The sequence below is a fragment of the Pantoea sp. UBA5035 genome (assembly GCF_002415245.1).
Taxonomy (GTDB): domain Bacteria; phylum Pseudomonadota; class Gammaproteobacteria; order Enterobacterales; family Enterobacteriaceae; genus Pantoea; species Pantoea septica.
This window is the reverse complement of the sequence record NZ_DICD01000027.1, coordinates 296,562-319,350: the sequence shown is the minus strand read 5'-3', so window position 1 is coordinate 319,350 and position 22,789 is coordinate 296,562. Positions and strand designations below refer to the sequence as shown.

Genomic DNA, 22,789 nt, shown 5'->3' with positions numbered 1-22,789 from the left:
TAATTTCCTTACTTTATTGGCTTCAACTTTGGTGGTGCTGGATTTTTATCTGGGAATGCAGTGATGATCTTACCACTCGCTGGTTCGTAGACTACCCGCATACGTACATCATCACGAACTTCCCATGCAACCCACCTGGCTGGCTGTCCTGCTTTTGTATAAAAGCTTCCAGTGCCAGTTTGAGCATACCATTGAGTATCTGGAGAGGTTGCAATGTCCCCAACAACATGAACGATTTTATCGGCTGACCATGTCGGTGGATAAATAGTCTTTCCTGGATTACCTGGATAAAAATGCCCGCCACTACTCATATTCTCCCCGTATAAAATATGCTGCTTCGCCTCTGGCGAAAGGATATCAACATACTTCCGGTTTTCTGGGCTAATGTTGGTGTTATTATCCGGGAATATGTTTTTTCCTATTGATTGACCATTTCCTTGCCAAACTGAAGGACTGCCCGCCGATGGTGTTCCCTTATCTACTTTGGAGATAATACCCTGTCCAGACATCCCTCCAAATATCGCTGCTGTGCCCAGACCTACATTCAGACCACCATCCACATAGTTGCCATCGGCTATCTGACCTACGCCAGTACCAACCTGATGGGACCCGCCAGCAACCAGCGTACCCCGTACCAATGCACCCGGAACACCAGGAAGAACCAGTAGCGCATCTGTTCCTACTGCTGCCTGACCTGACTGTATACTGTAGGCTTTCAAATACCCTAGCGCCTCATTGTAGGCTTTAGCATCCGCAGCCGATGCTACAAAGGCCCCACCTTTAACAAGCGCCTGAATTGCTTCTGCTGCCTGCTGCTCTGAGTAACCATACATTGTCTGAAGTTCATATCCATATTGATTGAGCAGTCCGGCAAGTTGCTGCTTTTCTACCTCATTCAGTTGGCCTTTTTGATACTTATCCAGAAGAACATTACTTGCTTTGTCTTCATTGGTTAGTGTGACAATATTCCGAGAGGCCTCCAGCAGGTTCTTGCCGGCTTTCTGATCTTCGAGAGCTTTATTCAGGGCATCATTCTTTGACGGACTCAGCGTATTATTCTCAACCGCATTCTTCCCGGCCCCCGCCCCGGTCCCGCCTCCCAGCGCCGAGTCTGATGCTATCCCGCCCGCCAGTCCTGCCGCCATCTGGCTCAGCGCGCTGACCGTCTGCTTCTGGCTCTCCGTCAGGTCGCGAATGTCCGTGTCCGGATACATCACCTTCACGATGGCTTTCGCCGCCAGCTCTCCGCCTGCTGCACCCGCTGCGCCTGCCGCCGCGCTGCCGCCCGCTATCTGCGCCAGCACCGCGCCTGCGACCGCATGCGCCATGGTGTTCGCCAGCACGTCGGTGTGCGGGTTACCCTGGGCGTCATAGCTTGTCGTGGCTTTCTTGATGGCGTTAGCGAGGTACGGCGCCATCGCGCCGCCCGCTGCGGCGCCCAGGTTGCTGGCGCTCAGCCCGCCCAGCGCGCCCGCCACCGCGGTCGCCACCATCGAATAGGTGCCGCCCGTGCCCCACTGCGCCGCCACCGCTTTGTAGCCAGGGTCGCTCTGCACGATTGTGCTGAACTGATCCTGTGGGAGGCGGGCATAGTCAGGATGCTCACTAAGCAGGCGCTCGGAGGTCTCTTTGGCGGCCGCATTCAGCTTCCACGCTTTCACGTCGCCATAAATGTTCCCTGCCAGCTGCTGGACGCCCTGCGCAAACGCCATCTGGTTGTTGACTTTATCCTTGTCGAAAATCTTGTCGATGCGGCCGTTGGCGTTTTCGGTGTCGCGGCTGAGGCCCGTCACGTCCTGCGTCTGATGCTGAGCGTCGCGCACCGTGATTGTACTGTCCGCCACCGCCGAGCGCGTGGTGCCGGAGGCGCTGCCGCTCATGTTCACAAAGGTCGGCAGCGCGCCGCCCGCAAACTGCTGGCCCGGCGCATTATCGCTTTTATATCCGCCGCTGATGCCGAAGGAGGCGCTGCTGGCGCTGTAGGAGGCGTGATTATCAATGCTGTCCCAGCCCAGCGTGCCGGTAGACAGGCGGTTATTCGCCGCATCCGCAGTAGAGGCGATGACCGCGCCGTTAAGCTGTGTATGGTTGCCGACAAAGATGTCATAGCCGCCGTCGCCCGCAAACAGCCCGCTCTGGTCGCCGACGCTGGCGTACTCGCTGTTTATCTTGCTTTTGCTGAGGCTCAGCCCGGCCGAACCGCCCGTGCCCCATGTGAAGCTGAAGCCGCCGCTGGCGCTCTGCTGTTTGCTCTGATAGTTATCGGTGTCCTGCAGGCTGGTGAGCGTGAGGTTATTGCCTGCGTTGACGCTGATGCTGTCGCCCAGCGCCTGCGCGCCGGAGAGCAGCATGTCGTTGCCGCTGCTGAGCGTCAGGTTATCCTTCGCGTTAACGCGGCTATTGACGTTGGTCGTGCTGTCGCCGTTCTCACCGCCGCTAGCCATATAGCCGTTGGCCTGTACGCCGAAGCCGGTTTGCTTACCGATGGCGGCATGCACTCCGGCGCTCCAGCCGGATGATTTGTTGCTGCTCTTCTGTTCGGTATGGTTGCTGGCGGCGACCAGGTTCAGGTCGTGCGCGGCGGCCAGCGTCACGTCTTTGCCAGTGATACCGCTGCCTGCCACCGTCAGATCGCCGCTGGCGCCGTTCGCGCCGGTGGCGACGACGGCGACGCTACCGCCCCCGCTGAGCGAACTGCCGCTGACGGTATTACTGCTGTATTCCGATGAGGATTTGCTCTTGCTGGACCCGACGTTAAGCGCGATTTTAATGCCGACATCGTCGATTTTGCCATTTGCCAGCGCCAACGCAGAATCTTTGGCCGCGTCTGCCATCGCCCAGCCGCTTTCCAGCATCTTCACGGCGTTAAGCGCCTTCAGGCGATCGTCCCCCGCCTGGCTGGCCTCTTTCGCCTGCGAGCCCAGGCTCAGCAGCGCGTCGGTGATCGGGCTGGTGAGCTGAAGCGTCAGGCCGCTCTGCTTCTGCTCATAGCTCTGACGTCGCGTCAGCGTGTCGTTGCCCGGATCGATAGTAACCGATCCGCCAACCAGGCTGATATCCTGCTTCGCGATCACGTCAGAACCCGCCACGCGCGCATCGTGACCGGCAACCAGCGTCACGTTGCCGCCGGTGCTGCCGATGGTGCTGGCGCTCTGGCTCTGGGTGGTACCGTCCTGCTTCAGCTGCTGTTTCGAGGAGGCGCTGCCAAAGGTCACGCCAATGCCGCCGCCGCTAAACATGCCGCTCTTTTTGGTTTCGCTCAGGCGATAGCTGGTCTGGGTATCGGTAGCCGCCGCGATGGTGAGATCGTTCCCGGCTTTCAGGCTCACATCGCCTTCGCCAATCACCGAGGATCCTTTCACCGTCAGGTCATTGCCCGCGATGATTGAAACGCGATCGCCGCTCAGCTGCGAGGCTTTCTCAGCGGTGGCGCTCTCTTCGCTGATGGTGTGGGTGGTCTTTTTGCTGAACAGCCCTTTTTTGGTTTTCGTCTCCTCTTTGTAGGCGTAATCGCTCTCCGTGGCGGTCGTGATGTTCACGTCATGACCGGCCTGCAGCGCAAGATCGTTGTTCGCAGTGAGGGTGCTTGCCTGGCTGGTAATATCGTTTCCAGCCACCAGCGTAGCGCTGCCGCCGCTGACAATCTCAGTGCCCTGCTGACGTACCGTTTCATTAATAACGGTTTTCTTGCTGCCGCGTTCGCTGTTGCCGGTTCGGCTCTCTTCCGCGTTCAGGTTGATATCGCGTCCGGCCTGCAGCCCGACATCGCCGTCTGCAACAATTGCTGCTGCCTGGCTGGTGAGATCCTGACCTGCAGCCAGCACCAGATTCCCACCCGAAGAAATTGTCGTGCGATCTGAACCAGAGCTATGCGTCTCCTTGTTCCCCTTGCTCTGCTTGCTGCTCTCACTGGTTTGCGCGGCGTTAAGCTGCAGATTGTTTGCCGCGCTGAGGGTGGCATTGCCTTTGGCACTAACATCACTGGCCGTAATCGCCACATCGTGTCCGGCCTCAATAAGAAGGTTACCGCCAGCACTGACCCGGCTTCCCTGATAGGTAACTTTGTCGTTCTGAACTGGCTTATAACCACTGCCAGATGTTGTGGCTAGCTGATTGGCGTTCAGGGCAATGTCGCCCCAGGCGCTCATTAACAGATTGCTGCCTGAGGAAAGAGATGCTCCTTCAAGCGTAATATCTTTACCCGCATTGAGTGTTAAGGATTGATCTGCAGTGATGGCGGCAATGCTGCCAGTCTGAACGTTTTTCAGGCTATTACTGACTATCCCAAGCGGATTAGATAACGTGATGTTGTTAATGCTGCCATTTAGCGTTTCCAGTGCGACGGTTTTACCCTGAAGGACGCTGCTGACATTGTTGATATCACCAATTGCGCTGAGATTCAGGCTGTTACCCGCTTTCACAAGCCCATCATTCAGGTTACTGATACTGTTCTGGCTATCGAGAGACAGGCTGTCTGACGCCAGCAGCGTACTGCCGCTGTTAGTTAATGAGCCAGCGGCCACGTTGACATTTTTAGCGGCAATCACGCTACCGTTATTAACGGCGGTATCTTTGGCTGAAAGGTAGAGTTTAGGCACCATGACGGTTTCGCCGTTAATGGTCGTCGACTCCCACCACAGAATGCTATGGTCGAGAGAGGCAATCTGATCGGCGGAAAGTGAGACGCCAAACTGCAGCCCCAGCGACTGTTTAGTCGCTGCTGCGTTATCCATCAAATACTGCATCTGTTCCAGGTCCGACCCGATGCCATTCAGATACTGGCTGCCGGTCTGGTTTAGCACCACATTGCTGACGTAACGGGTATCAAAAGCCGCATCGCCGAGGAATCGATAGTCTCGCTCAGGTTTCAGATTGAGGCGGTCGAGCAGGTATGAAGAGCCAAGGAAAGCATTCGCATCCGTATACTGCTGACGATTTTCCTTTGGCGCGCTGCCAGGCTGTTTTCCCAGCAGCTTATTGAGATCGCTAAACAGATGAGTGTCCAGCTGACCCATCCCATCCAGCTTCGGGTTGACCGTGATGAGATAAGGACTTGAGGAACTGGTGGAAACAACAAAATAGCCGTTGTCACTGACTGGTATCGGATACGCGCTAATATCAACCGCTCTACCCTGAAAGTTTTTCAGCGTGGTTTCTTTGGCATCAGACCCGGCATCTTTCAGGGCATTTGATATACCAAAACCGACGCGGCCTTTCTGGCTAACGGACCTGTCAGCAAGGACTTTAGTATCATTGCTTTCCGCTGCCAGCGCACCAGTGCCGTTGATCTGTAGAAGTGCGTTCTGGACCTGGTCTTTCCACGCAGGGGAGTTCACCGCGACTTTGTCTGCTGTTCCAGGTGATTGCTTCTGAGCCGTTCCACCTATCGTCAGCTGAGTCAGCGTATTTAATACCGGTGCGTTAAGCGTGTTTACGCTTCCACTTACATGCGGATCGGTGGAGGTGTTGCTGATGTTCTGACTAAAGTCAGCATTGATGGTATTCCCCGCCTGAATGACGCTGCGGTAGACGTTACCACTGCCGGTCGTTTCATATACCGGGCTGCCATCAAGCGTATAGCCAAATGAGCTTGAGGACGCGCCGCCGTTATAACGGTAGATCTGGTAAACCGTTGTCGTGCCATCCGTCCAGCTCTGGTTATTCAGCTGATCGCCTGACAGCGCCATATTGTTACGGGCAAGCAGAGTGGACGCGGAATTGACCAGCTGCGCGGCCTGTACATTCAGATCCCTGCCCGCTGCAATACGTCCTGCTCCTCCGTTGGCAGTGGCGGTCACGGCAATCGACTGATACGCCACCTTTTGCACCTGAACATCAGCGTTGGGTCTGTAGCTGTATGTATGGGTTTCCCAGTCATCCCCATGACCGTGATGATATTGGGTACCACTAACGTATTGGCTGTAATCGCTGGACTTAAACCACGTAAACGGGATCCTGACATTGGTACCATTCGCCCATGAGGGAGTAGCTAACTGAGTGACCTCATCATGAGTACTTAACCCATCCCGCGTATTCAGCAGATGCCCGGTCCTGATATTGATATCGCCATTCTGCGACTCAATGGTGCCCGACGTATTGATCACCTCGCCGTTAGCATTCCCCGCCGCATCTCCCTGCATCCACAGGCTGTTGCCCGCCAGCATATCCCCGCGCTGGTTGCGGATGCTGTTCGCATAGAGCGCCAGGTTTTGCCCGGCATAGAGCAGCGCAGCGTTGACGATGCTGCCTGGCGAACTGAGGGTCAGACTGCCCAGCGTACCGGTAAAACCATCAACAGCGATGTCGCTGCGGCTGTTCAGGCTGACGTTGCCGCCGCCCTGTAACGTGCCGCTGCCGTTCAGGGCGATGCGGTTGCCGCTCAGGCTGCTGTCGCCGCTCCCGGTGGTGATCTGCCCGTTGTTGGACAAATCGCCGCCCGCGCTCAGCGTCAGCGCCTGGCCCTGCAGGGTGCCCTGATTATCGATCGCGCCGTTGCTGCTGATGCTGAGACGATTGCCCGCCGCCAGCGTGTTGCGGGCGGTAAAGCCGTTAATCAGGTTCAGGGCGGCGTCGCCGAGCGCTACCACCTGACCCAGCTGATCGAAGCCGCCGCTCTCCAGCAGCAGGTTGCCGCCGCTGAAGAGTCTGCCGGTCGTCTGCTGCGTTACCTGCGACGCCTTCACGTTAAGCTGACTGACGCCCAGCAGCGTTCCACTGTTAGTGAGCTGCGCGTAATTCACCGTCAGGCTGCCGCCCTGCGCGGTACCCTGATTTTGTAACTGCGTGCCGGTCAGCGTGCCCTGTCCATCGGCCAGTAGCGTGCCGCTGTTGCTGGCGTTTGCCGCATTCAGCGTCAGCTGCGTCGCCTGCAGCCAGCCGCTGTTGGTCAGCTGCGGGGCGTTCAGCGTCAGCTCCCCGGCCGACAGCACTCTGCCGGTATTGGTTGCCGAATTGTTTGCGGTGAGGCGGCTGTTCGCGCCCTGAATCAGGCCGTAGTTATAGAGCTCCGGCGTGGTGAGCGTCAGTCCGCTCTGGCTGAGCAGCGTGCCGCTGCCCTCATTGGTCACGCGGCCGCTGGCGGTGAGCAGCAGGTTGTTGTCGCCCTGCAGGCGCCCGCTGTTGGCGACGGCGCCGGTGGTCATGATCAGATCCGCACCCTGCGCCCGTCCGGCGTTGGTGACGGCGGCGGCCTGCAGCTCCAGCCGACCGCCACTCAGCATCGAGCCGTTCTGCTGCTGCGTCAGCGTATTGCCGAGTATCACCGTCAGCCCGTTTACGCCAGAGACTTCACCGCTGTTGTCTAACGTGGTCCCGTTCAGCGTCAGGTTTTTCGCTATCCACTGTCCCTGATTGCTGAGGCTGAGCGCACTGAGCGCGGCGGCGCCGTTCGCGGTGATTTTACTGCCCGCCGAGGATGAGAGCCGGTCGCGCAGGCTGAGCTGCATGGCGTCGGCGCTCTGGATCGCGCCGCCGTTGGCGAGGCTCGTGGCGTTCAGCAGAATTTGCTGCCCCTGCCAGGTTCCGTTATTGGTGACGGTATCGCCGGTAATGCTTAGCGTGCCCTGCGTCAGCAACTGCCCGCCGGGATTGTTGATCAAGACGCGCGCCGGTTGAGCCTGTACCGCCAGCAGGCGCAGGCCGCGGACCGCTGCGGCCGGGCCCAGCGTCAGCGACTGCAGACCGATCAGGCTGCCCTGATTGGTGACGCTGGCGGGCGTAATGGTCAACGTCTCGCCCTGCAGGGTGCCGCCGTTGTTGAGCACGCCGCCCCGCAGCGTCATCGCTTTTTCTGCCAGCAGCGAGCCGCTGTTCTCGGTATCCTGCGCGGTAATCACCGAAGTCCCCTGCGACATCACCGCGCCGCCGTTGCGCAGCGCGCCGCTGACCGATGCGGTGAGGTTGCCGCTGCTCAGCAGCGAGCCCTGATGCTGCCAGCTCTCAGCGTCGATCTGCACGCCGTTACCCTGCAGCGTGCCGTCGGTGTTCAGGCCGCGCGCACTGAGCAGCAGATCGCCGCCGCTCAGGGCCTTACCGGACGATGTCTGCGTGATGTCGCCCGTCGCCTGCACGTCCAGCAGCGTGCTGCCCTGCCATAGCCCGCCGTTGCTGAGCGTATCGCCGCGCAGCGCCAGGCTATCCGCCATTAACCTGCCGCGGTTGTCCAGCCGACCCGCCGTCAGGCTGGCGCTGCCTTTTGTCACCATCGCACCGCTGTTGTCGAGCAGCCCGGCGGTGGTGCCGGTCAGCGTCGCGATGCCGTTTATCGTGCCGCTGTTGGTCAGCGCGCCGAACTGATAGTGCAAATCGCTGCCCTGCATCGCGCCAGCGTTGTTGCCGCTGCTTGCCTGCAGGCCGAGATCGCCGCCGCTCAGCAGCGTGCCCGCGCTCAGGTTGTCGATCTGACCAAAATCGGCCGAAAGCGCCGCGTCGCCCTGCATAAGAGCGCGATTAGTCAGCGTATCGCCTGACGCAGCGAGCTGCTGCGCGGCCAGCGTGCCGCCGTTGTCCAGCGTCGCGGCCTGCAGCGTCGCCTGCTGACGCGCCAGCAGCACCCCGGCGTCGCCGTTGCTGAACGTGCCGGTCAGACGGGTGGTAACGTTGTCCGCCGTGACCCGTCCGCTGTTGCTGAAGTCGCGTCCGTTTAAGTCAAAGTCGCCAGAAACCTGCAGCAGTCCCGCGTTGGTCAGCATCACCGGCGAGAGCAGCAGCGAGGAGCCGCTGATAAGCTGGCCGCCGACCGCGTTGGTAATGTTGGCGCTGCTGAGGGTGAGCGCGCTGTTGCCCTGCAGCAGACCCGCGTTAGAGAGATTCGCTGCCGTGACATCAAGCTGGTCCGCCGCCAGCGTACCGGCATTGCGCGTCTCGCCGCTGGTCAGGTCAAAACGCTTCTCGCTCAGCAGCGCGCCGCCGTTATCCAGCAGGCCGCTGACCGCTGCGGTGAGCTGCGAGGCAGCGCGCGCGCTGCCCGGGTTCTGCCAGCGGTTTACCCGCAGGTCGAGCCGGTCGCCCTGCAGGCTGCCCTGATTAGTGAGATTATCGCCCTGCACCGCCAGCGTACCGCCGCTGAGCAGCTGACCGTTCGCCTGGTTGCTGAGCTGGTTGCCCTGGAGCGTCAGCGCGTCCGTGCCCTGCATCAGCCCGCTGTTCACCAGATCGCTCTGCAACGTCAGCACCTGCGCCAGCAGCCAGCCGCTGTTGTCTGTTTTGCCCGCCTGCAGCTGCACGCCCTGCTGTCCCAGGATCTTGCCGCTGTTGTTCAGGCTGTCAGCCTTGAGCTGCGCGTCGCCGACGCTGAGCGCGTTGCCGCGGTTTTGCCAGTCGGCGGCCGTCAGGTTCAGCCGCTCGCCCTGCATCAGGCCGCTGTTTTCAAGCTGGTCGGCGTCCAGCTTCAGCGCCCCGCCGCTCAGCAGGGTGCCGCTGTTGCTGAGCTGCTGGGCTGCGGCGAGCAGCGCCTGCTTGCCCTGTAGGGTGCCGCTGTTGTCCAGGGTGCCGCCGTCGATATCCAGCTGGCTGGCGGCGATCTCTCCGCCGTTGGTCAGCCTGGCGTTGTTTAGCTGCAGGGCGTTATCCGCCAGCAGCCGCGCCGCCTGCTGGTTGCTGAAGCTGCCGTTGCTGGCAACGATATCCGCCGCGTTGATCTCGCCGCCGTTGATCAGGCTGGCGCCGGCCAGCGTCAGGGTGCCGCCGCTGGTAATCAGGCCCAGGTTGTTCAGCTCGGGCAGATTCAGCCCAAAGCTGTTCTCAGAGCTGACCGTGCCTTGCGCCAGGTTAGTGAGGCGTTGTCCCGTCAGGCTGAGCGCACGGGTGCCCTGAATCAGCCCGCTGTTGTCGGTTTCCCCGCTGCTCAGCCGCAGCGCCTGCTGGCTGAGCAGGCTGCCGCTGTTGTTGAGGTGGTTCAGGGTGATCGACGCATTCCCCAGGCTCAGCACCTTGCCGCTGTTCAGCCCGCTGTTGGCGGTGACGGTTAACTGCTGTCCCTGCAGCGAGCCTGCGTTACTGAGCGTGTCGGCATTGAGGGTTAGCTGTCCGTCGCTCAGCACCGTGCCGCGGTTGTCGAGCTGCTGGCCCTGCGTCTCCAGCGTCTGCTTCGCCTGCAGCGTTCCGCTGTTGTCCAGCGCGTTGTTGTTCAGCTGCAGGCGGTGCTCCGCGAGCAGCGATCCGCCCTGGCTGTTGCCGATCGTCTCATTGAGCGCGGTCAGGTTCGCGGCGTTGATTTCACCCCGATTGGTCAGGCTGCGGCCGCCCAGCGTCAGCGTCGCGCCGCTGCTGATCAGGCCGCCGTTGTCCAGAGTCTGGAAATTGAGTGAGAAGCCGTTATTTGAGCTGAGGGTGCCGCCCGCCAGGTTATTGAACTGACTGCCGCTAAAGCTGAGCGCATCCGCGCCCTGCAGCAGCCCGCTGTTGTCGGTTTGCGCGCTGTCGAGGGTCAGCGCAGGCGCGGAGAGCACGCCCTGGTTGAGCAGATAATCGCTGCGCACCGCCAGGCTGCCAGTGCCGGCAAGGGCGCCGCCGCTGTGGTTGGTTAAGGTGCCGGCGCTGAGCGTGGTGGCCGCCGCGGCAAGCGAACCGCGGTTATCGAGCTGCTGCGCGGTGGCAGAGAGCGTGTTGCCAGCGGTAAATTGCCCGGCATTGCTCAGCTGCTTAGCCGCCTGCAGCTGAATCGTCTCGCCCGCATTTCCCCGGCTGGCCTGGTTTGCCGACAGCGTGCCGCCGCTTAAGCGGATATCTCGCCCCGCCGTCAGGCTGGCGCCTTGCGTCGTAAGATTGCCGCTGGCCGACACGGCGATGCCGGCATCGCTCACCAGCGCGCCTGGCCCGATGGCGACATCCTGCTGCGCGTTGACAGCAATCTGCCCGGCTGCTTTGTTATCGCCTCCTAGCGCGACCGACGCGCCTTTTGCCGTCAGCGACCCGCTGCTCAGGCTGGTATTCAGCGTCAGCTGGCCGCTGCTGTCGAGCTGGATATCGCCCTGTTTCGCCACCAGATTGCCGAGGTTGACCCCCACGCCCTTTTCGCTTGAGACCAGGCGAATGCGGTTGGCGTACATGCCGCCCAGCGCGCCGGTATCTACCGCCACCGACGGCGCGGCCCCCTCGCCGGCGATCGGCGTGACTGACCCGTCTGCGCCGACGCGGTTCGCGCCCACCGTCACCGAGAGATCTTTCGCATGAATGCCGGCATTGATTTCCGTGGCGCGCGCGACGATCGACACCGCGTCCGCGCTGCTGCCGTCCAGCCCCTTGCCCTCGACGATCACCGCGCCTTTGCTCACCTCCAGCGCGGCGAGGTTGCCGTTTGCATCCAGCTGCGGCCTGCCGGTGGTGAGCGTGACGTTCGGGGTGTTGATAAAACCGCAGCCGTTGCAGGTAATGCCGTACGGGTTGGCGACCATCACGTTGGCGGCTTTGCCCGCCACTTCGGTGTAGCCCTGCAGCTGGGAGCGGTTCGCGCCCGTGACTTCGTTGATGATCGCCCGCGCTTCCTGCCCGGCTTTCAGGTTGGGGTTGTTCTGGATCAGGCCGCCCAGCTGCGTCTGATTAAGCTGGCCGGTGGCGTTATTGAGGATCAGCCCTTCCTGCCCGACGTTGTACTGCTGGTACTGGTTATGCGAAACGCCTGCGCCGTTCGGCGTGGCGATATTGACCACCGGCACGCCGTTGCCCGCGGCATCCATCTGCGTGCCGGGCGTAACCGGCGTAATCTGCGCCGCCACGGCGGGCAGCATCGGCTGCACGGCCACCAGATAACAGATGAGGTAGCTCAGCGCGCGGCGGGCAAGGGAAACAGGTTGACGATCGTCCATAATCTTTGCCTCTTAGAAAACCAGCCCGACGCGGGCGTAAATGCTGACGCGATCCGGCTGCAGATAGCCGGGATAGCTGAGGGGAATGCCGAGGGTGTACTGGGTGTAAAAGTAACGGCCGCGCGTGCCGAGCCCGACCGCGCCGCCCCACAGCGTGCCGGTCCCTTCCCGGTTCAGCGCGTCGCTTTTCAGCCAGCCGCCGTCCACCGCGGCCAGCGCGCTGACCTCGCCCATGACCGGCAGCGTGAAGAGGCGGTAGCTGAGCTCGTTACGCAGGTAGCCGCCAGCGTCGCCGGAGAGATACTGCTCTTTGAAGCCGCGCACCGAGCTTTCGCCGCCGAGCGTCAGGCGCTCGCTGCCGTAAAGCCGATCGGGCGACCACTGGCCATAGACGCTGCTGAGCCACAAGAGATCGTTCGTCAGAGGACGCTGGAAGCTGCCGCCTACGCTCCACTTGCGGAACTGCGCCTTCGGCAGCTCGCTGTTTTTGCCCGCGTCGCTTTCGGCATCAAACCAGGGCATGCCGCGGCTGAAGGTCGGATTCAGCGTGGCCACGCCGCCGAACATTTTTTGCGTGTGGTTCAGCCCCAGCTGGAGGCTGGTGATTTTGCGGCTGCTGCCGGAGAGCAGCGTATGATTGAGAAAGTTATGGCTGCTGTAATGGTTCAGGCCGAGCTGCACGCCGGTTTTAATATCGCCGTTGCGAAACAGCACCCAGGCGCCGCTCAGGCGGTGCGCGACGTTGTCGCCGTTGCTCAGCCAGGTAAAGCCATTGTTGACGAAGCTGCTGTGATAGCTGCTCCAGCTGTAGCTGTAGTCGAGCAGGCCGTAGCCGTACGGCACGCTGACGCCCGCCTGCAGGTTCTGCGCGTCGCGCCAGTCGCTGAAGGCGCTGCTGCGTCCGCCGCTGATAAACCAGCGATCCGCCAGCCCAAGCAGGTTATTGCCGGTGAGCGAGGCGCTGAGCTGGCCGACGCCGGTGCTTTTCTGTCCGCTGTTGTCAAAGCCCACAGCGGCGCTCAGCGGAAATTCCGGCTTCGCGGTGAGATTAACCACGGAATAGCCCGCTTTGGGCGACGGCTGAATATCGATCTGCACCGGCGTGCTGCGCACCCGGTTAATCTGCTCCATGCCCTGCTCGATATCGCGCAGGTTAAGGATTTTGCCTTCCAGCCCGGGAAAGGCCATCGTCAGGGCGCGCGGATGCTGGCCCTCAAGACGAATTTCATCCAGTTTTCCTTCCAGCACCGGAATGGTCAGTTCGCCCTTTGATAAATCCTGTTCGGTAAGGAACGCCCTGCTGGTAATATAGCCGCGCTGCATATACCAGTCGGAAATGCTGTGCACCAGCGCGTTTATTTCTGTTAAGTTAAGGCAACGGTTAATATAGGGCGCGACAATCCTTTCCCGCTGGCGCGCAGAGAGCAGTGAAGCGTGGCGGATATCGATGGCGTGGATCGGAAAACAGGGGCCGCCTTGCGAGGAGGCCGCGGCGGGCATGCGTTCAGGCGTCACCGCGCGCCACAGAGCGTCGCGCTGCTGCTGATCCTGATTCAGTCGCTGCTGCTGCTGATTTTGAATATAATCGCGGTCGGCGGGATTTAACGGCGCCGCCATAGCCGAAGTTGTCAATAAGCTGACGCACAGCGCCAGTAACATCCCTGATTTAGCCATCATCAAAAACTTAAGTTAAGTTAATTGTCACTGCTCGTTCTTCCCTGCGACACAGAATATCACTGAAACAATGGGAAAGTTCCGGTTAAATGCATAAAAAATTAATCTCGCCCTGGTTTTTTATAGCAAAGCGTTAAATGATAAATTAACTCAAATGGAGAGAATTAAAGATGGCATTGCATATTAATGGCTAATTAATCGGGCGAGATCCTGATATTAACGATTAACGTTAACCTCGCTTTTAATATGATCCGTGACGCGACTGATAAATAAAGCAGGCGCTGATGCATCGCCTCAGGCGGGAAAAGCGAGTCTCCGCCGCACGGCATCGCGTCACCTTTTCAGCGGCCGTTAAAGCGGATTTTCACCGTTTTGCCCGGCATCGAATTCCTGCAGGGCCGCCTTCAGCGCCTTCAGCAGCAGCGTCGTGCGATAAGGCATGTACTGTCGGGTCGGCAGCAGCGCCCAGACCGCCAGCGCGTGTCGACTGGCGTCTGACAGCGCAATCTCCACCAGATCTCCCCGGCGCAGCTCGTCGCGAACATCGAGAAAGGTCAGCTGCGCAATGCCGATCCCGGCTGCGCACATCTCCCGCACGCCTTCGACGCTGCTGCAGCTAAAGCGCGCGGCGATCGGGCAGTTCACCACCTGTCCGTGCTGCTCGAACATCCAGTGCGCCACCCCGGAAATTTTCAGGCAGCGATGCTGCTGCAGATCGCTGAGGCGGGTCGGCTGGCCATAGCGCGCCAGATAGCCGGGCGCGGCGCAGAGTATGCGTGGATTATCGGCGAGCCGGTGGGCGATCAGCGTTGAATCCTTCAGCGGCGCCAGCCGCAGCGCCATGTCATAGCCCTGCCCGACGATATCGACCACGCTGTCGCTCAGGTTGAGGTCGACCCGCAGCGCAGGGTTCGCCTCCATCAGCGCAGGCAGCAGCGGCAGCAGATGGCGCTTGCCGAATTCCGACGCCGCCGTCACGCGCAGCAGCCCGCTGGCGCCCTGCGATGCTGAATTAAAGAGGCTTTTGGCGGTTTCTCCCGCCTCCAGCATCAGGCGCGCATAGGGCAAAAACTCCTCGCCCTCGCTGGTTAACGATACCGCGCGCGTCGTGCGCTGAAACAGGCGCACGCCCAGTTCGCTCTCCAGCTGCGCTAACCGTCGCGAAATGGTCATGGCCGTTGCGTTAACCCGTCTGGCCGTCTCGGTAAGGTTGCCGGTGTCGGCGATGCTGCAGAAAATCTCAACGTTCTTTAAGTCCATTGTAACGTTATCCGTTATACAGCTTGTCGATTTTGGCGATTATTCGCCGCTGGCCGCTGCATTACAATAGCTTCAGTAGATAATCACTCAGGAGATCCTGCCGATATGGCTAAAAAAATTTTTACGGCCGGCGTTATCAACGCCACACGCTTTAACAACCGCGCCATAGTGGCGCCGATGACCCGCATCTCCGCTTCGGAAACCGGCGTGCCGGGCGAGATCGTGCAGCGCTACTACGCCAGCTTTGCGCGCGGCGGCTTCGGCGGCGTGATTTCAGAGGGACTCTATGTCGACCAGGCCTGGTCACAGACCTACGCTTTTCAGCCTGGCATCGTCACCGACGAGCACGTCGAGGGCTGGCGCAAGGTGGTCGACGCCGTGAAAAGCCAGGGCGCCGTGTTTATCGCGCAGCTTATCCATGGCGGCGCGCTGTCGCAGGCCAATATTTATCGCCGCTCGACCGTCGCCCCTTCAGCAGTGCAGCCGGTCGGCCAGCAGCTCGGCTTTTACCATGGTAAGGGCGACTATGCGCTGCCCGAGGCGATGAGCGAGGAGCAGATCCAGCAGGCGATTAGCGCCTTTGCCGCCAGCGCAGCGCGCGCGGTCAACGCGGCGGGTTTTGACGGCGTCGAGATCCACTCCGCCAATGGCTATCTGCTCGATCAGTTCCTGACCGACTACACCAATCAGCGCACCGATCGCTGGGGCGGCGACATCGAGGCGCGCCTTGGCCTGACGCTGGCGGTGATCAAGGCGGTGCGGGCGCAAATCGGGCCTGACGCCATCCTGGGCGTGCGCATCTCGCAGGGCAAGGTCAACGATTTCCATCACAAATGGAAAGAAGGTGAAGCGGGCGCCGCGAAAGTGTTCGCTCTGCTACAGGCCGCGGGCGTGGATTATATTCACGTGACGGAATATCAGGCGTGGAAACCCGCCTTTAGCGACGGCGAACAGACTTTTGCCGCTATCGCCCGCGAGGCGGCGCCGGATACCGTGCTTATCGTTAACGGCGGCCTCGATACCGGCGACCTGGCTGAAGAGCAGCTTGAACAAGGGGCCGACTTTGTGGCGATCGGTAAGGCGGCGCTGGCTAACCACGACTGGCCGACGCGCGTGGCGGAAAATGCGCCGCTGCGCGCGCTGCCGGAAAACGTGCTGTCGCCGGTGGCGAATATCAAACCAGGCGAAATTTAATTTCCGCCAGCATGCCGGGCCGTTGCTGTAGATGCAGGTCCGGCATAGTCATCAGCGCTCGCCCCAGCGCATCTGCTGAATCACAACGCGATAACCATCGACATCCTGGAATGTCACGCCCCTTCTCTCCCAGTAGGGATTGAACGATTTCACCCTGACAAAGCCAGCCTGATCCATCTTCGCGCAGCGCTTCTCCCGGCTATCCTGGTCAGGCACGTAGAGCACCAGCAGATCTTCGGCAGACGGAGACGGCGTGACCGGATGAAAATGACACTGCGTAAATTCAAGATGCCAGGGCAAATCGTCGCGCCCTAACATACAGCCGCTAAAACCCTCGTGATCGCGAAATTCGCCGATGATCTGCAGATCCAGTCCGCTGACGTACATCTCACCGCTTTTGCTCAACAGGCTCACCGGCCTGGCAATACGCATATGCTGAAATTCCATTGCCGCCTCTCTGTATGCTCCAGATGGATCGCTGCTGTACGCCCACGCTGCCGACTATGGCTATAATCTGTACAACCCGCCTGCCTGGAAAATAAATATGTTTGAAGGATTTATTCATACAGAAATAGCGCTTTCCGACGCGACAATCAACGTACGTTATGGCGGAAGCGGCCCGCCGCTCATGCTGCTGCATGGCCATCCCCGCACCCATGTCACCTGGTCAAAAGTCGCGCCGCAGCTGGCTAAGTTTTTTACCGTGGTCTGCCCAGACCTGCGCGGCTTCGGCAGCTCGTCAAAACCTGCCGATTTGCCGGATCACGCAGGCTCTGCCAAAAGAGCGAAAGCGAAAGACTGCATTGAGCTGATGCGCCATCTTGGCTTTGCGCGTTTTGCGCTGGTCGGCCATGACAGAGGGAGTTATACGGCCTATCGCGCCGCGCTCGATTATCCCGACACCATCACTCGCCTCGCGCTTCTCGATTCTGTTCCGATCCTTGAAGCTCTCGAACGCTGTAACGAGAGGTTCGCGCGTCAGTGGTATCACTGGTTTTTCTTTGCCCAGCCTGAAAAGCCTGAACGCGCGATTCTGGCCGATCCAGACGAATGGTACGGTCCGCAGCCGAAAACGATGGGAGATGAGGAGTATCAGGCGTTCCGGCAAGCCATTCACGATCCCGCCACCGTGCACGGGATGCTTGAGGACTATCGCGCAGGCTTGTCGATAGACAGAGAGCACGAAGCGCAGGATCGAGAGGCGGGACGTCTTATCACCTGCCCAACCTTATGTTTATGGTCGAAGCAGGACGATCTGGAGGAGTTGTACGGCGATATACTCGCTATCTGGCGGCGCTGGGCGCCGGATGTGCGCGGCCACGCGATTAACAGCGGCCATCATATGGCGGAAGAGGCGCCTGAAGAGCTGAGCGCCGCGCTGCTGCGCTTTTTTCAGTAGCGGCATGGCGGCTCTGACCAGGTAACGGCCAGCGCCGCCTTTAACGGCAAATATCCTTCAGACATTCGCGGCAGGGTTTTGTATTCACCTTTCTGTTTTTTGCGGTCAGCAGCGCGTCGCGGGGATGATAAAACGTGCCGATAAATACCCTTAGCGCCACGTCGGGAAGCCGGACACAGGCTTTGGTATGCAGAACAAAACAGCCAGAGGGATCGCATTCCAGAGTAAGGTAGTAAAAGCTGCTCATCATGGTTACTGATTAAAAGTTGTATCGTAAATACACTATTAAATATCCTGAAATAAATTGATACATCAGTAAAACCTATCGCTGGGAAAGGTTTTAACTATCAAAAAAAATCAACATTTTCTGCTACCAGCCTGTCTTAAGTCGACATAACATCGCCAGCGCGCTCGTCCTGATGCCTTAAATCTAAAGGTTTATCTCTATGATTAACCAGACCTTAAGATGAAAATAAATAAGTGGCTCGCATGACCTTCCGCCGCACCTCTTTTGCACTTTTTTCATGCAGCAATGCGCTGTTTCCGTGCAGAAGCGCGGCGTGTCCCTCGATTTAGCCCCTGTTTTACCGGTTTCGCCTGCCCGTTTGCTGGCACAACTTTTGCAGCTTGTATGTACAAGTTAATTCTGTTCTGCATTTAACAAAATTTTATCAAGTGATGCTCACAATCTGGGCAAATCATCGATGTATCAGAACGGTTTTACTTGTATATACATGAAATGTCATTTGCACAGATTTCACCATGAGATGGCCTGAATCGATTACTCACCAGGAGAAGCCGCATGACGCAACGCGCACCCGTTCGCCTTTTTTGCCTCACCACCCTTTTCGCCACGCTGATGTTGAGCGGCGCGGCCGCGCAGGCCAAAGAGTGGAAATCGATTACCATAGCGACCGAAGGAAGCTATGAACCCTGGAACCTGACGCTGCCGGGCGGCAAGCTGGGCGGCTTTGAACCAGAACTGATGGAAGACCTCTGCAAGCGCATGGGCGTCCAGTGCAAGCTGGTGGTGCAGAACTGGGACGGCATGATCGCCGGACTCAATGCCGGCAAATACGATGTGATCATGGATGCGATCGTGATTACGCCAGATCGTAAAAAAGTGGTCAACTTCACCACGCCGTACGCCTCTACGCCCGCTACCTTTATTACCAGCAAAGATAATCCGCTGCTGCCGGCCGATAGCCACATCATTAAGCTGCACGACGACGAGGCCGCGATCAACGCGGCGATCGCTCCGCTCAAAGCGGCGCTAAAAGGCAAAACCATCGGCATCGCCTCCGGCACCGTTTATACCCCCCTTTATCGATAAATACTTCAAAGGCGACGCCGAGGTGCGGGAATACACCTCGTCGGCAGACGCCATTCTCGATCTGCAATCGGGCCGCATCGACGCGGTGTTCGATGATGTCACCTTCGCCCAGTCGATGCTGGCGCGCAAAGAGAACGCCAACCTGAGCTTCAGCGGTCCGCAGCTGGGCGGTCCGATCTGGGGCGAAGGCGAAGCGATGGGCGTGCGCATGGCCGACAACGATCTCAAAGCCAAACTCGACGAAGCGATTCATGCCGCGCTGGCCGACGGCACGGTGAAAAAGCTGAGCGAAAAATGGTTTAAAACCGACGTCACCCCGTAAGAGAGGTAAAAGATGATGAGCCTGCTGAGTTTTGGCCCAGACGGCTGGGGCCGACTGATCCTGAGCGCCGCCTGCACCACGCTGCTGCTGTCGCTGGCGGCGCTAATCATCGGCGCCCTGGTCGGCTCCGGCGTGGCGGCCGCCAAGCTCTCCCCCCAGCGCTGGCTGCGCTGGCTGGGCGAAAGCTATTCGGTGGTGTTTCGCGGCATTCCGGAACTGCTGGTGATCTACCTGTTCTATTTCGGCGGATCCGGATTGATTACGCTGGTAGGCCAGCTGTTCGGCGCGGACGGCTTTATCGAGGCGCCGCCGTTTCTGATCGGCGCGCTGGCGATCGGGCTCATCTCCGGCTCCTATCAGGGCGAAGTCTATCGCGCGGCGCGCCTGGCGCTGGCCAAAGGCGAAGTAGAAGCGGCGGTGGCGATCGGCATGCCCCGCTGGCGCATCGCGCAGCGCATTCTGCTGCCGCAGGTGGTGCGCTACGCCCTGCCCGGCATGTCGAACGTCTGGCAGATGAGCCTGAAGGATTCGGCGCTGGTCTCGGTGACCGGCATCGTCGAACTGATGCGCGCCAGCCAGGTCGCCGCCGGTTCCACCCGCGATTACTTCACCTTTTACCTGGTCGGCGGCGCCTGCTATCTGGTGCTGACGCTGCTGTCTAATCAGGCATTTCGTCGGGCGGAGTCGCGCCTCGGACGCGCGTGGCAGAGCCGCACCGCGGCGCAGCATTAAGGAGCAGCAGCATGATTGATTTCGCCTTTCTCTCCGACACCTTTCTTAAGCTGAGCGCCGCCCTGCCGGTGACCCTCGGCCTGTTTATCAGCGCCTTTCTGTGCGGCGGCGTGCTGGCGATCGGCATTCTGGCGCTGCGCATGAGCCGCTGGCGTCTGCTGAGCGGCTTCGCGCGCGGCTACATTCTGGTATTTCGCGGCTCGCCGCTGATGATCCAGCTCTTCCTTATCTACTACGGGCTTGGGCAGTTCGGCGTGATCCGCCACAGCATCGTCTGGCCGTTTCTGCGTGAGCCGTTTATTTGCGCGGTGCTGGCGCTGTCGCTCTGTACTGCCGCCTATACGGCGGAGATCCTGCGCGGCGCGCTGCTCGCCGTGCCCGCCGGTCAGGTCGAGGCCGGCCTCGCCTGCGGCATGTCGCGCTGGCTGCTGCTGCGCCGCATTATCGCGCCGGTGATGCTGCGCTATGCGCTGCCCGCCTACTCCACCGAGGCGATTCTGCTGGTGAAATCCACCGCGCTGGCCAGCCTCGTCACCGTCTGGGACGTGACGGGCGTGGCGCAGCAAATTATCCAGCGCACCTACCGCACTATGGAGGTATTTCTCTGCGCCGCCGCGATCTACCTGCTGCTGAATTTTATTATCGTCCAGCTCTACGCGCTGCTGGAACGTCGTCTGACCCCGGTGCATCGCACGGCAAAAAAGCCGTTATCCGCCGTTAAACCGCTTGTCGGAGAGTAATATGCATTCCACATCCCCCGTTACCCTGTCCGCCACGGATATTCATAAATCCTTCGGCGCCATGGAAGTTCTGAAAGGCATTTCGCTGCAGGCGCACAAAGGCGATGTTATTTCGATTCTCGGCGCCAGCGGCTCGGGAAAAAGCACCCTGCTGCGCTGCATTAACCTGCTGGAGACGCCGGATGCCGGCGTGGTCAGCGTCGGCGGCGAAACCATCGAAATGAAGCGCCATGCGCGCGGCCACCAGCTGGCGGCCAATCCCCGGCAGATCGAGCGCCTGCGCTCCCGGCTCGGCATGGTGTTTCAGAGTTTTAATCTCTGGTCGCATATGACGGTGCTGCAAAACGTCATTGAAGGGCCACACTACGTGCTGAAGCGCGATAAAAAAAGCTGCATCGCCCAGGCGGAGCAGCTGCTGGATCGCGTTGGCCTGCTCAACCGCAAAGATTTCTATCCGGCGCAGCTCTCAGGCGGTCAGCAGCAGCGCGTGGCGATTGCCCGCGCGCTGGCGATGGATCCCGAGGTGATGCTGTTCGACGAGCCAACCTCCGCGCTCGATCCCGAACTGGTGGGCGAAGTGCTGAAAGTGATGCGCAGCCTGGCCGAAGAGGGACGCACCATGCTGGTGGTGACGCACGAAATGGGCTTCGCGCGCAACGTCTCCAACCGCGTGGTGTTTATGCATCAGGGCACCATCGACTGCCAGGGCGAACCCGAAGCGATGTTCGGCCAGCAGGGCTCGCAGCGCTTTAAGCAGTTTATCTCCAGCCACCACGGCGCGGGGCAGCCGTCATGACCCTGGTCTGGGGTGACGGGCCGCTGCGGTGGCAGGATCTGGTCGCGGTAGCGCGGCACGATGCAGAGTTGAGTTTAAGCGCCAGCGCCTGGCAGCGGATCGGTCAGGGGCGCGCCATTGTCGATGAGATTGTCGCCAGCGGGCAGATCGCCTACGGCGTCAATACCGGCCTCGGCGCGCTGTGCAATATCACGCTGGCGGACGAGCAGCTTAGCCAGCTGTCGCGCAATACCCTGCTGAGTCACGCCTGCGGCGTCGGCCCGCTGCTGACGCGCGAGCAGGCGCGCGCCATCCTGTGCGCGGCGATCGCCAACTACAGCCACGGCAAGTCGGGCGTATCGGCCGGGCTGGTGCAGCATATGCTGGCGCTGCTGAATCATCAGATCACGCCGCAGGTGCCGTCGCAGGGATCGGTCGGCTACCTGAGCCACATGGCGCATATCGGTCTGGCGCTGATCGGCGTCGGCGAGGTGGAGTATCAAAACCAGCGCATGCCCGCCGCGCAGGCGCTCGCGCTGGCTGGCCTCGCGCCCTGGCGTCCCGGCGCTAAAGAGGGGCTGAGCCTGGTGAACGGTACGCCCTGCATGACCGGTCTCGCCTGTCTGGCGCTGGACGATGCCGCGCGCCTGCTGAACTGGGCGGACGTCACCGGCGCGATGAGCTTCGAGGCGCTGCGCGGCCAGCTGGCAGCGTTCGACCCCGAGGTGCTGGCGCTTAAGGCGAGTCCCGGCATGCAGATCAGCGGCCAGCGGCTGCGTCAGCTGCTGGGCGACAGCCCACTCCTGGCGGCCAGCGTCGGCGTGCGCACGCAGGACGCGCTCAGCCTGCGATCGATGCCGCAGGTGCACGGCGCCAGCCGCGATCAGTTCGCGCACGCCGTGCGCCAGATCGAAACCGAACTCAACGCCTGCACCGACAACCCGCTGGTGCTCGGCACGCCGGACAGCTGGCGCGTGGTGTCGCAGGCCAACCCGCACGGCGAGTCGGTGGCGATGGCGGCGGATCTGCTGGCGATTGCCATGGCGGAGATCGGCAGCATCGCCGAGCGGCGGCTCGACCGGCTGGTTAATCCGCTGGTGAGCGGCCTGCCGCCCTTTCTGGTGGCGCAGCCGGGCGTTAACTCCGGCATGATGATCGCGCAGTATGTGGCGGCGTCGCTCTGCGCGGAGAATCGCCAGCTGGCGCAGCCTGCGGTGCTGGATAACTATGTCACCTCCGGTCTGCAGGAGGATCACCTCAGTCTGGGCACCGGTGCGGCGCTCAAGCTGCTGAAGCTACTGGAAAATGTCTGGCATATACTGGCTATCGAGTATCTGCTCGCCGCCCAGGCGCTCGATTTTCACGGCGATGCGGCGCTCGCCTCGGGCACGCGGCGAGCGCTGCACCGCCTGCGGGCAGTGGTAGCCAACTGGCAGCAGGATCGCTGGCTGGCGCCCGATATCGCCCAGGCGGTCGAGGTACTGAAAAGCACGCCAGATTTTAACCAGTCGTAATGCCCTGTCGCGGGCTCTCTACGCCCGGCGGGCATCAACCCG

The 22,789-nt window shown here is 60.5% G+C and carries 10 protein-coding genes and 1 pseudogene; 7 read left to right on the top strand and 4 right to left on the bottom strand.

The window, feature by feature from the left end:
• Positions 1-8: 8 nt before the first annotated feature.
• The 3 genes from B3229_RS18295 to B3229_RS18285 form a co-directional block, all read right to left on the bottom strand.
• The gene (locus B3229_RS18295) at positions 9-11,804 is read right to left on the bottom strand and encodes a hemagglutinin repeat-containing protein (RefSeq protein ID WP_286873153.1); all 11,796 of its coding nucleotides are present in this window, start codon (positions 11,802-11,804) and stop codon (positions 9-11) included.
• Between the two features lie 12 nt (positions 11,805-11,816).
• On the bottom strand, positions 11,817-13,481 hold the full coding sequence (locus tag B3229_RS18290; protein ID WP_286873150.1) for a ShlB/FhaC/HecB family hemolysin secretion/activation protein: 1,665 nt from the start codon (positions 13,479-13,481) through the stop codon (positions 11,817-11,819).
• Positions 13,482-13,829: 348 nt separating this feature from the next.
• Entirely contained in the window at positions 13,830-14,738 is a 909-nt protein-coding gene (locus B3229_RS18285) for a LysR family transcriptional regulator (protein WP_286873148.1), read from the bottom strand.
• Between the two features lie 105 nt (positions 14,739-14,843).
• Here B3229_RS18285 and B3229_RS18280 point away from each other — a divergent pair, with 105 nt between their 5' ends.
• Positions 14,844-15,932 (top strand): NADH:flavin oxidoreductase, encoded by a 1,089-nt coding sequence (locus B3229_RS18280; protein WP_286873146.1) that lies wholly within the window; start codon positions 14,844-14,846, stop codon positions 15,930-15,932.
• Positions 15,933-15,983: 51 nt separating this feature from the next.
• Here the strand turns inward: B3229_RS18280 and B3229_RS18275 are convergent, their stop codons facing one another.
• Positions 15,984-16,379, bottom strand: a complete 396-nt coding sequence (locus B3229_RS18275; protein ID WP_286873145.1) for a VOC family protein — start codon at positions 16,377-16,379, stop codon at positions 15,984-15,986.
• Between the two features lie 97 nt (positions 16,380-16,476).
• Here B3229_RS18275 and B3229_RS18270 point away from each other — a divergent pair, with 97 nt between their 5' ends.
• From B3229_RS18270 to B3229_RS18245, 6 genes and pseudogenes are all read left to right on the top strand, one after another.
• Complete coding sequence (locus tag B3229_RS18270) at positions 16,477-17,331, top strand: alpha/beta fold hydrolase (protein ID WP_286873143.1); 855 nt, start codon at positions 16,477-16,479, stop codon at positions 17,329-17,331.
• A gap of 802 nt (positions 17,332-18,133) precedes the next feature.
• Positions 18,134-18,986 (top strand): annotated as a pseudogene (locus tag B3229_RS18265) (transporter substrate-binding domain-containing protein).
• A gap of 12 nt (positions 18,987-18,998) precedes the next feature.
• Positions 18,999-19,718, top strand: coding sequence for an ABC transporter permease (locus B3229_RS18260; protein WP_286873140.1), 720 nt, complete (start codon positions 18,999-19,001; stop codon positions 19,716-19,718).
• An 11-nt stretch (positions 19,719-19,729) separates the two neighbouring features.
• On the top strand, positions 19,730-20,458 hold the full coding sequence (locus B3229_RS18255) for an ABC transporter permease (protein ID WP_033746902.1): 729 nt from the start codon (positions 19,730-19,732) through the stop codon (positions 20,456-20,458).
• Between the two features lies 1 nt (position 20,459).
• Positions 20,460-21,254: an ABC transporter ATP-binding protein gene (locus B3229_RS18250; protein WP_048786228.1), complete on the top strand. Its 795-nt coding sequence runs from the start codon at positions 20,460-20,462 to the stop codon at positions 21,252-21,254.
• On the top strand, positions 21,251-22,747 hold the full coding sequence (locus tag B3229_RS18245; RefSeq protein ID WP_286873135.1) for an HAL/PAL/TAL family ammonia-lyase: 1,497 nt from the start codon (positions 21,251-21,253) through the stop codon (positions 22,745-22,747). Before B3229_RS18250 ends, B3229_RS18245 begins: the two co-directional genes overlap by 4 nt.
• The last annotated feature ends 42 nt before the right edge of the window (positions 22,748-22,789 follow it).

Excerpts from the sequence above, each read along its gene's own strand:
- B3229_RS18295 (WP_286873153.1), bottom strand. The coding sequence starts at position 11,804 with ATGGACGATCGTCAACCTGTTTCCCTTGCCCGCCGCGCGCTGAGCTAC.
- B3229_RS18290 (WP_286873150.1), bottom strand. The coding sequence starts at position 13,481 with ATGATGGCTAAATCAGGGATGTTACTGGCGCTGTGCGTCAGCTTATTG.
- B3229_RS18285 (WP_286873148.1), bottom strand. The coding sequence starts at position 14,738 with ATGGACTTAAAGAACGTTGAGATTTTCTGCAGCATCGCCGACACCGGC.
- B3229_RS18280 (WP_286873146.1), top strand. The coding sequence starts at position 14,844 with ATGGCTAAAAAAATTTTTACGGCCGGCGTTATCAACGCCACACGCTTT.
- B3229_RS18275 (WP_286873145.1), bottom strand. The coding sequence starts at position 16,379 with ATGGAATTTCAGCATATGCGTATTGCCAGGCCGGTGAGCCTGTTGAGC.
- B3229_RS18270 (WP_286873143.1), top strand. The coding sequence starts at position 16,477 with ATGTTTGAAGGATTTATTCATACAGAAATAGCGCTTTCCGACGCGACA.
- B3229_RS18260 (WP_286873140.1), top strand. The coding sequence starts at position 18,999 with ATGATGAGCCTGCTGAGTTTTGGCCCAGACGGCTGGGGCCGACTGATC.
- B3229_RS18255 (WP_033746902.1), top strand. The coding sequence starts at position 19,730 with ATGATTGATTTCGCCTTTCTCTCCGACACCTTTCTTAAGCTGAGCGCC.
- B3229_RS18250 (WP_048786228.1), top strand. The coding sequence starts at position 20,460 with ATGCATTCCACATCCCCCGTTACCCTGTCCGCCACGGATATTCATAAA.
- B3229_RS18245 (WP_286873135.1), top strand. The coding sequence starts at position 21,251 with ATGACCCTGGTCTGGGGTGACGGGCCGCTGCGGTGGCAGGATCTGGTC.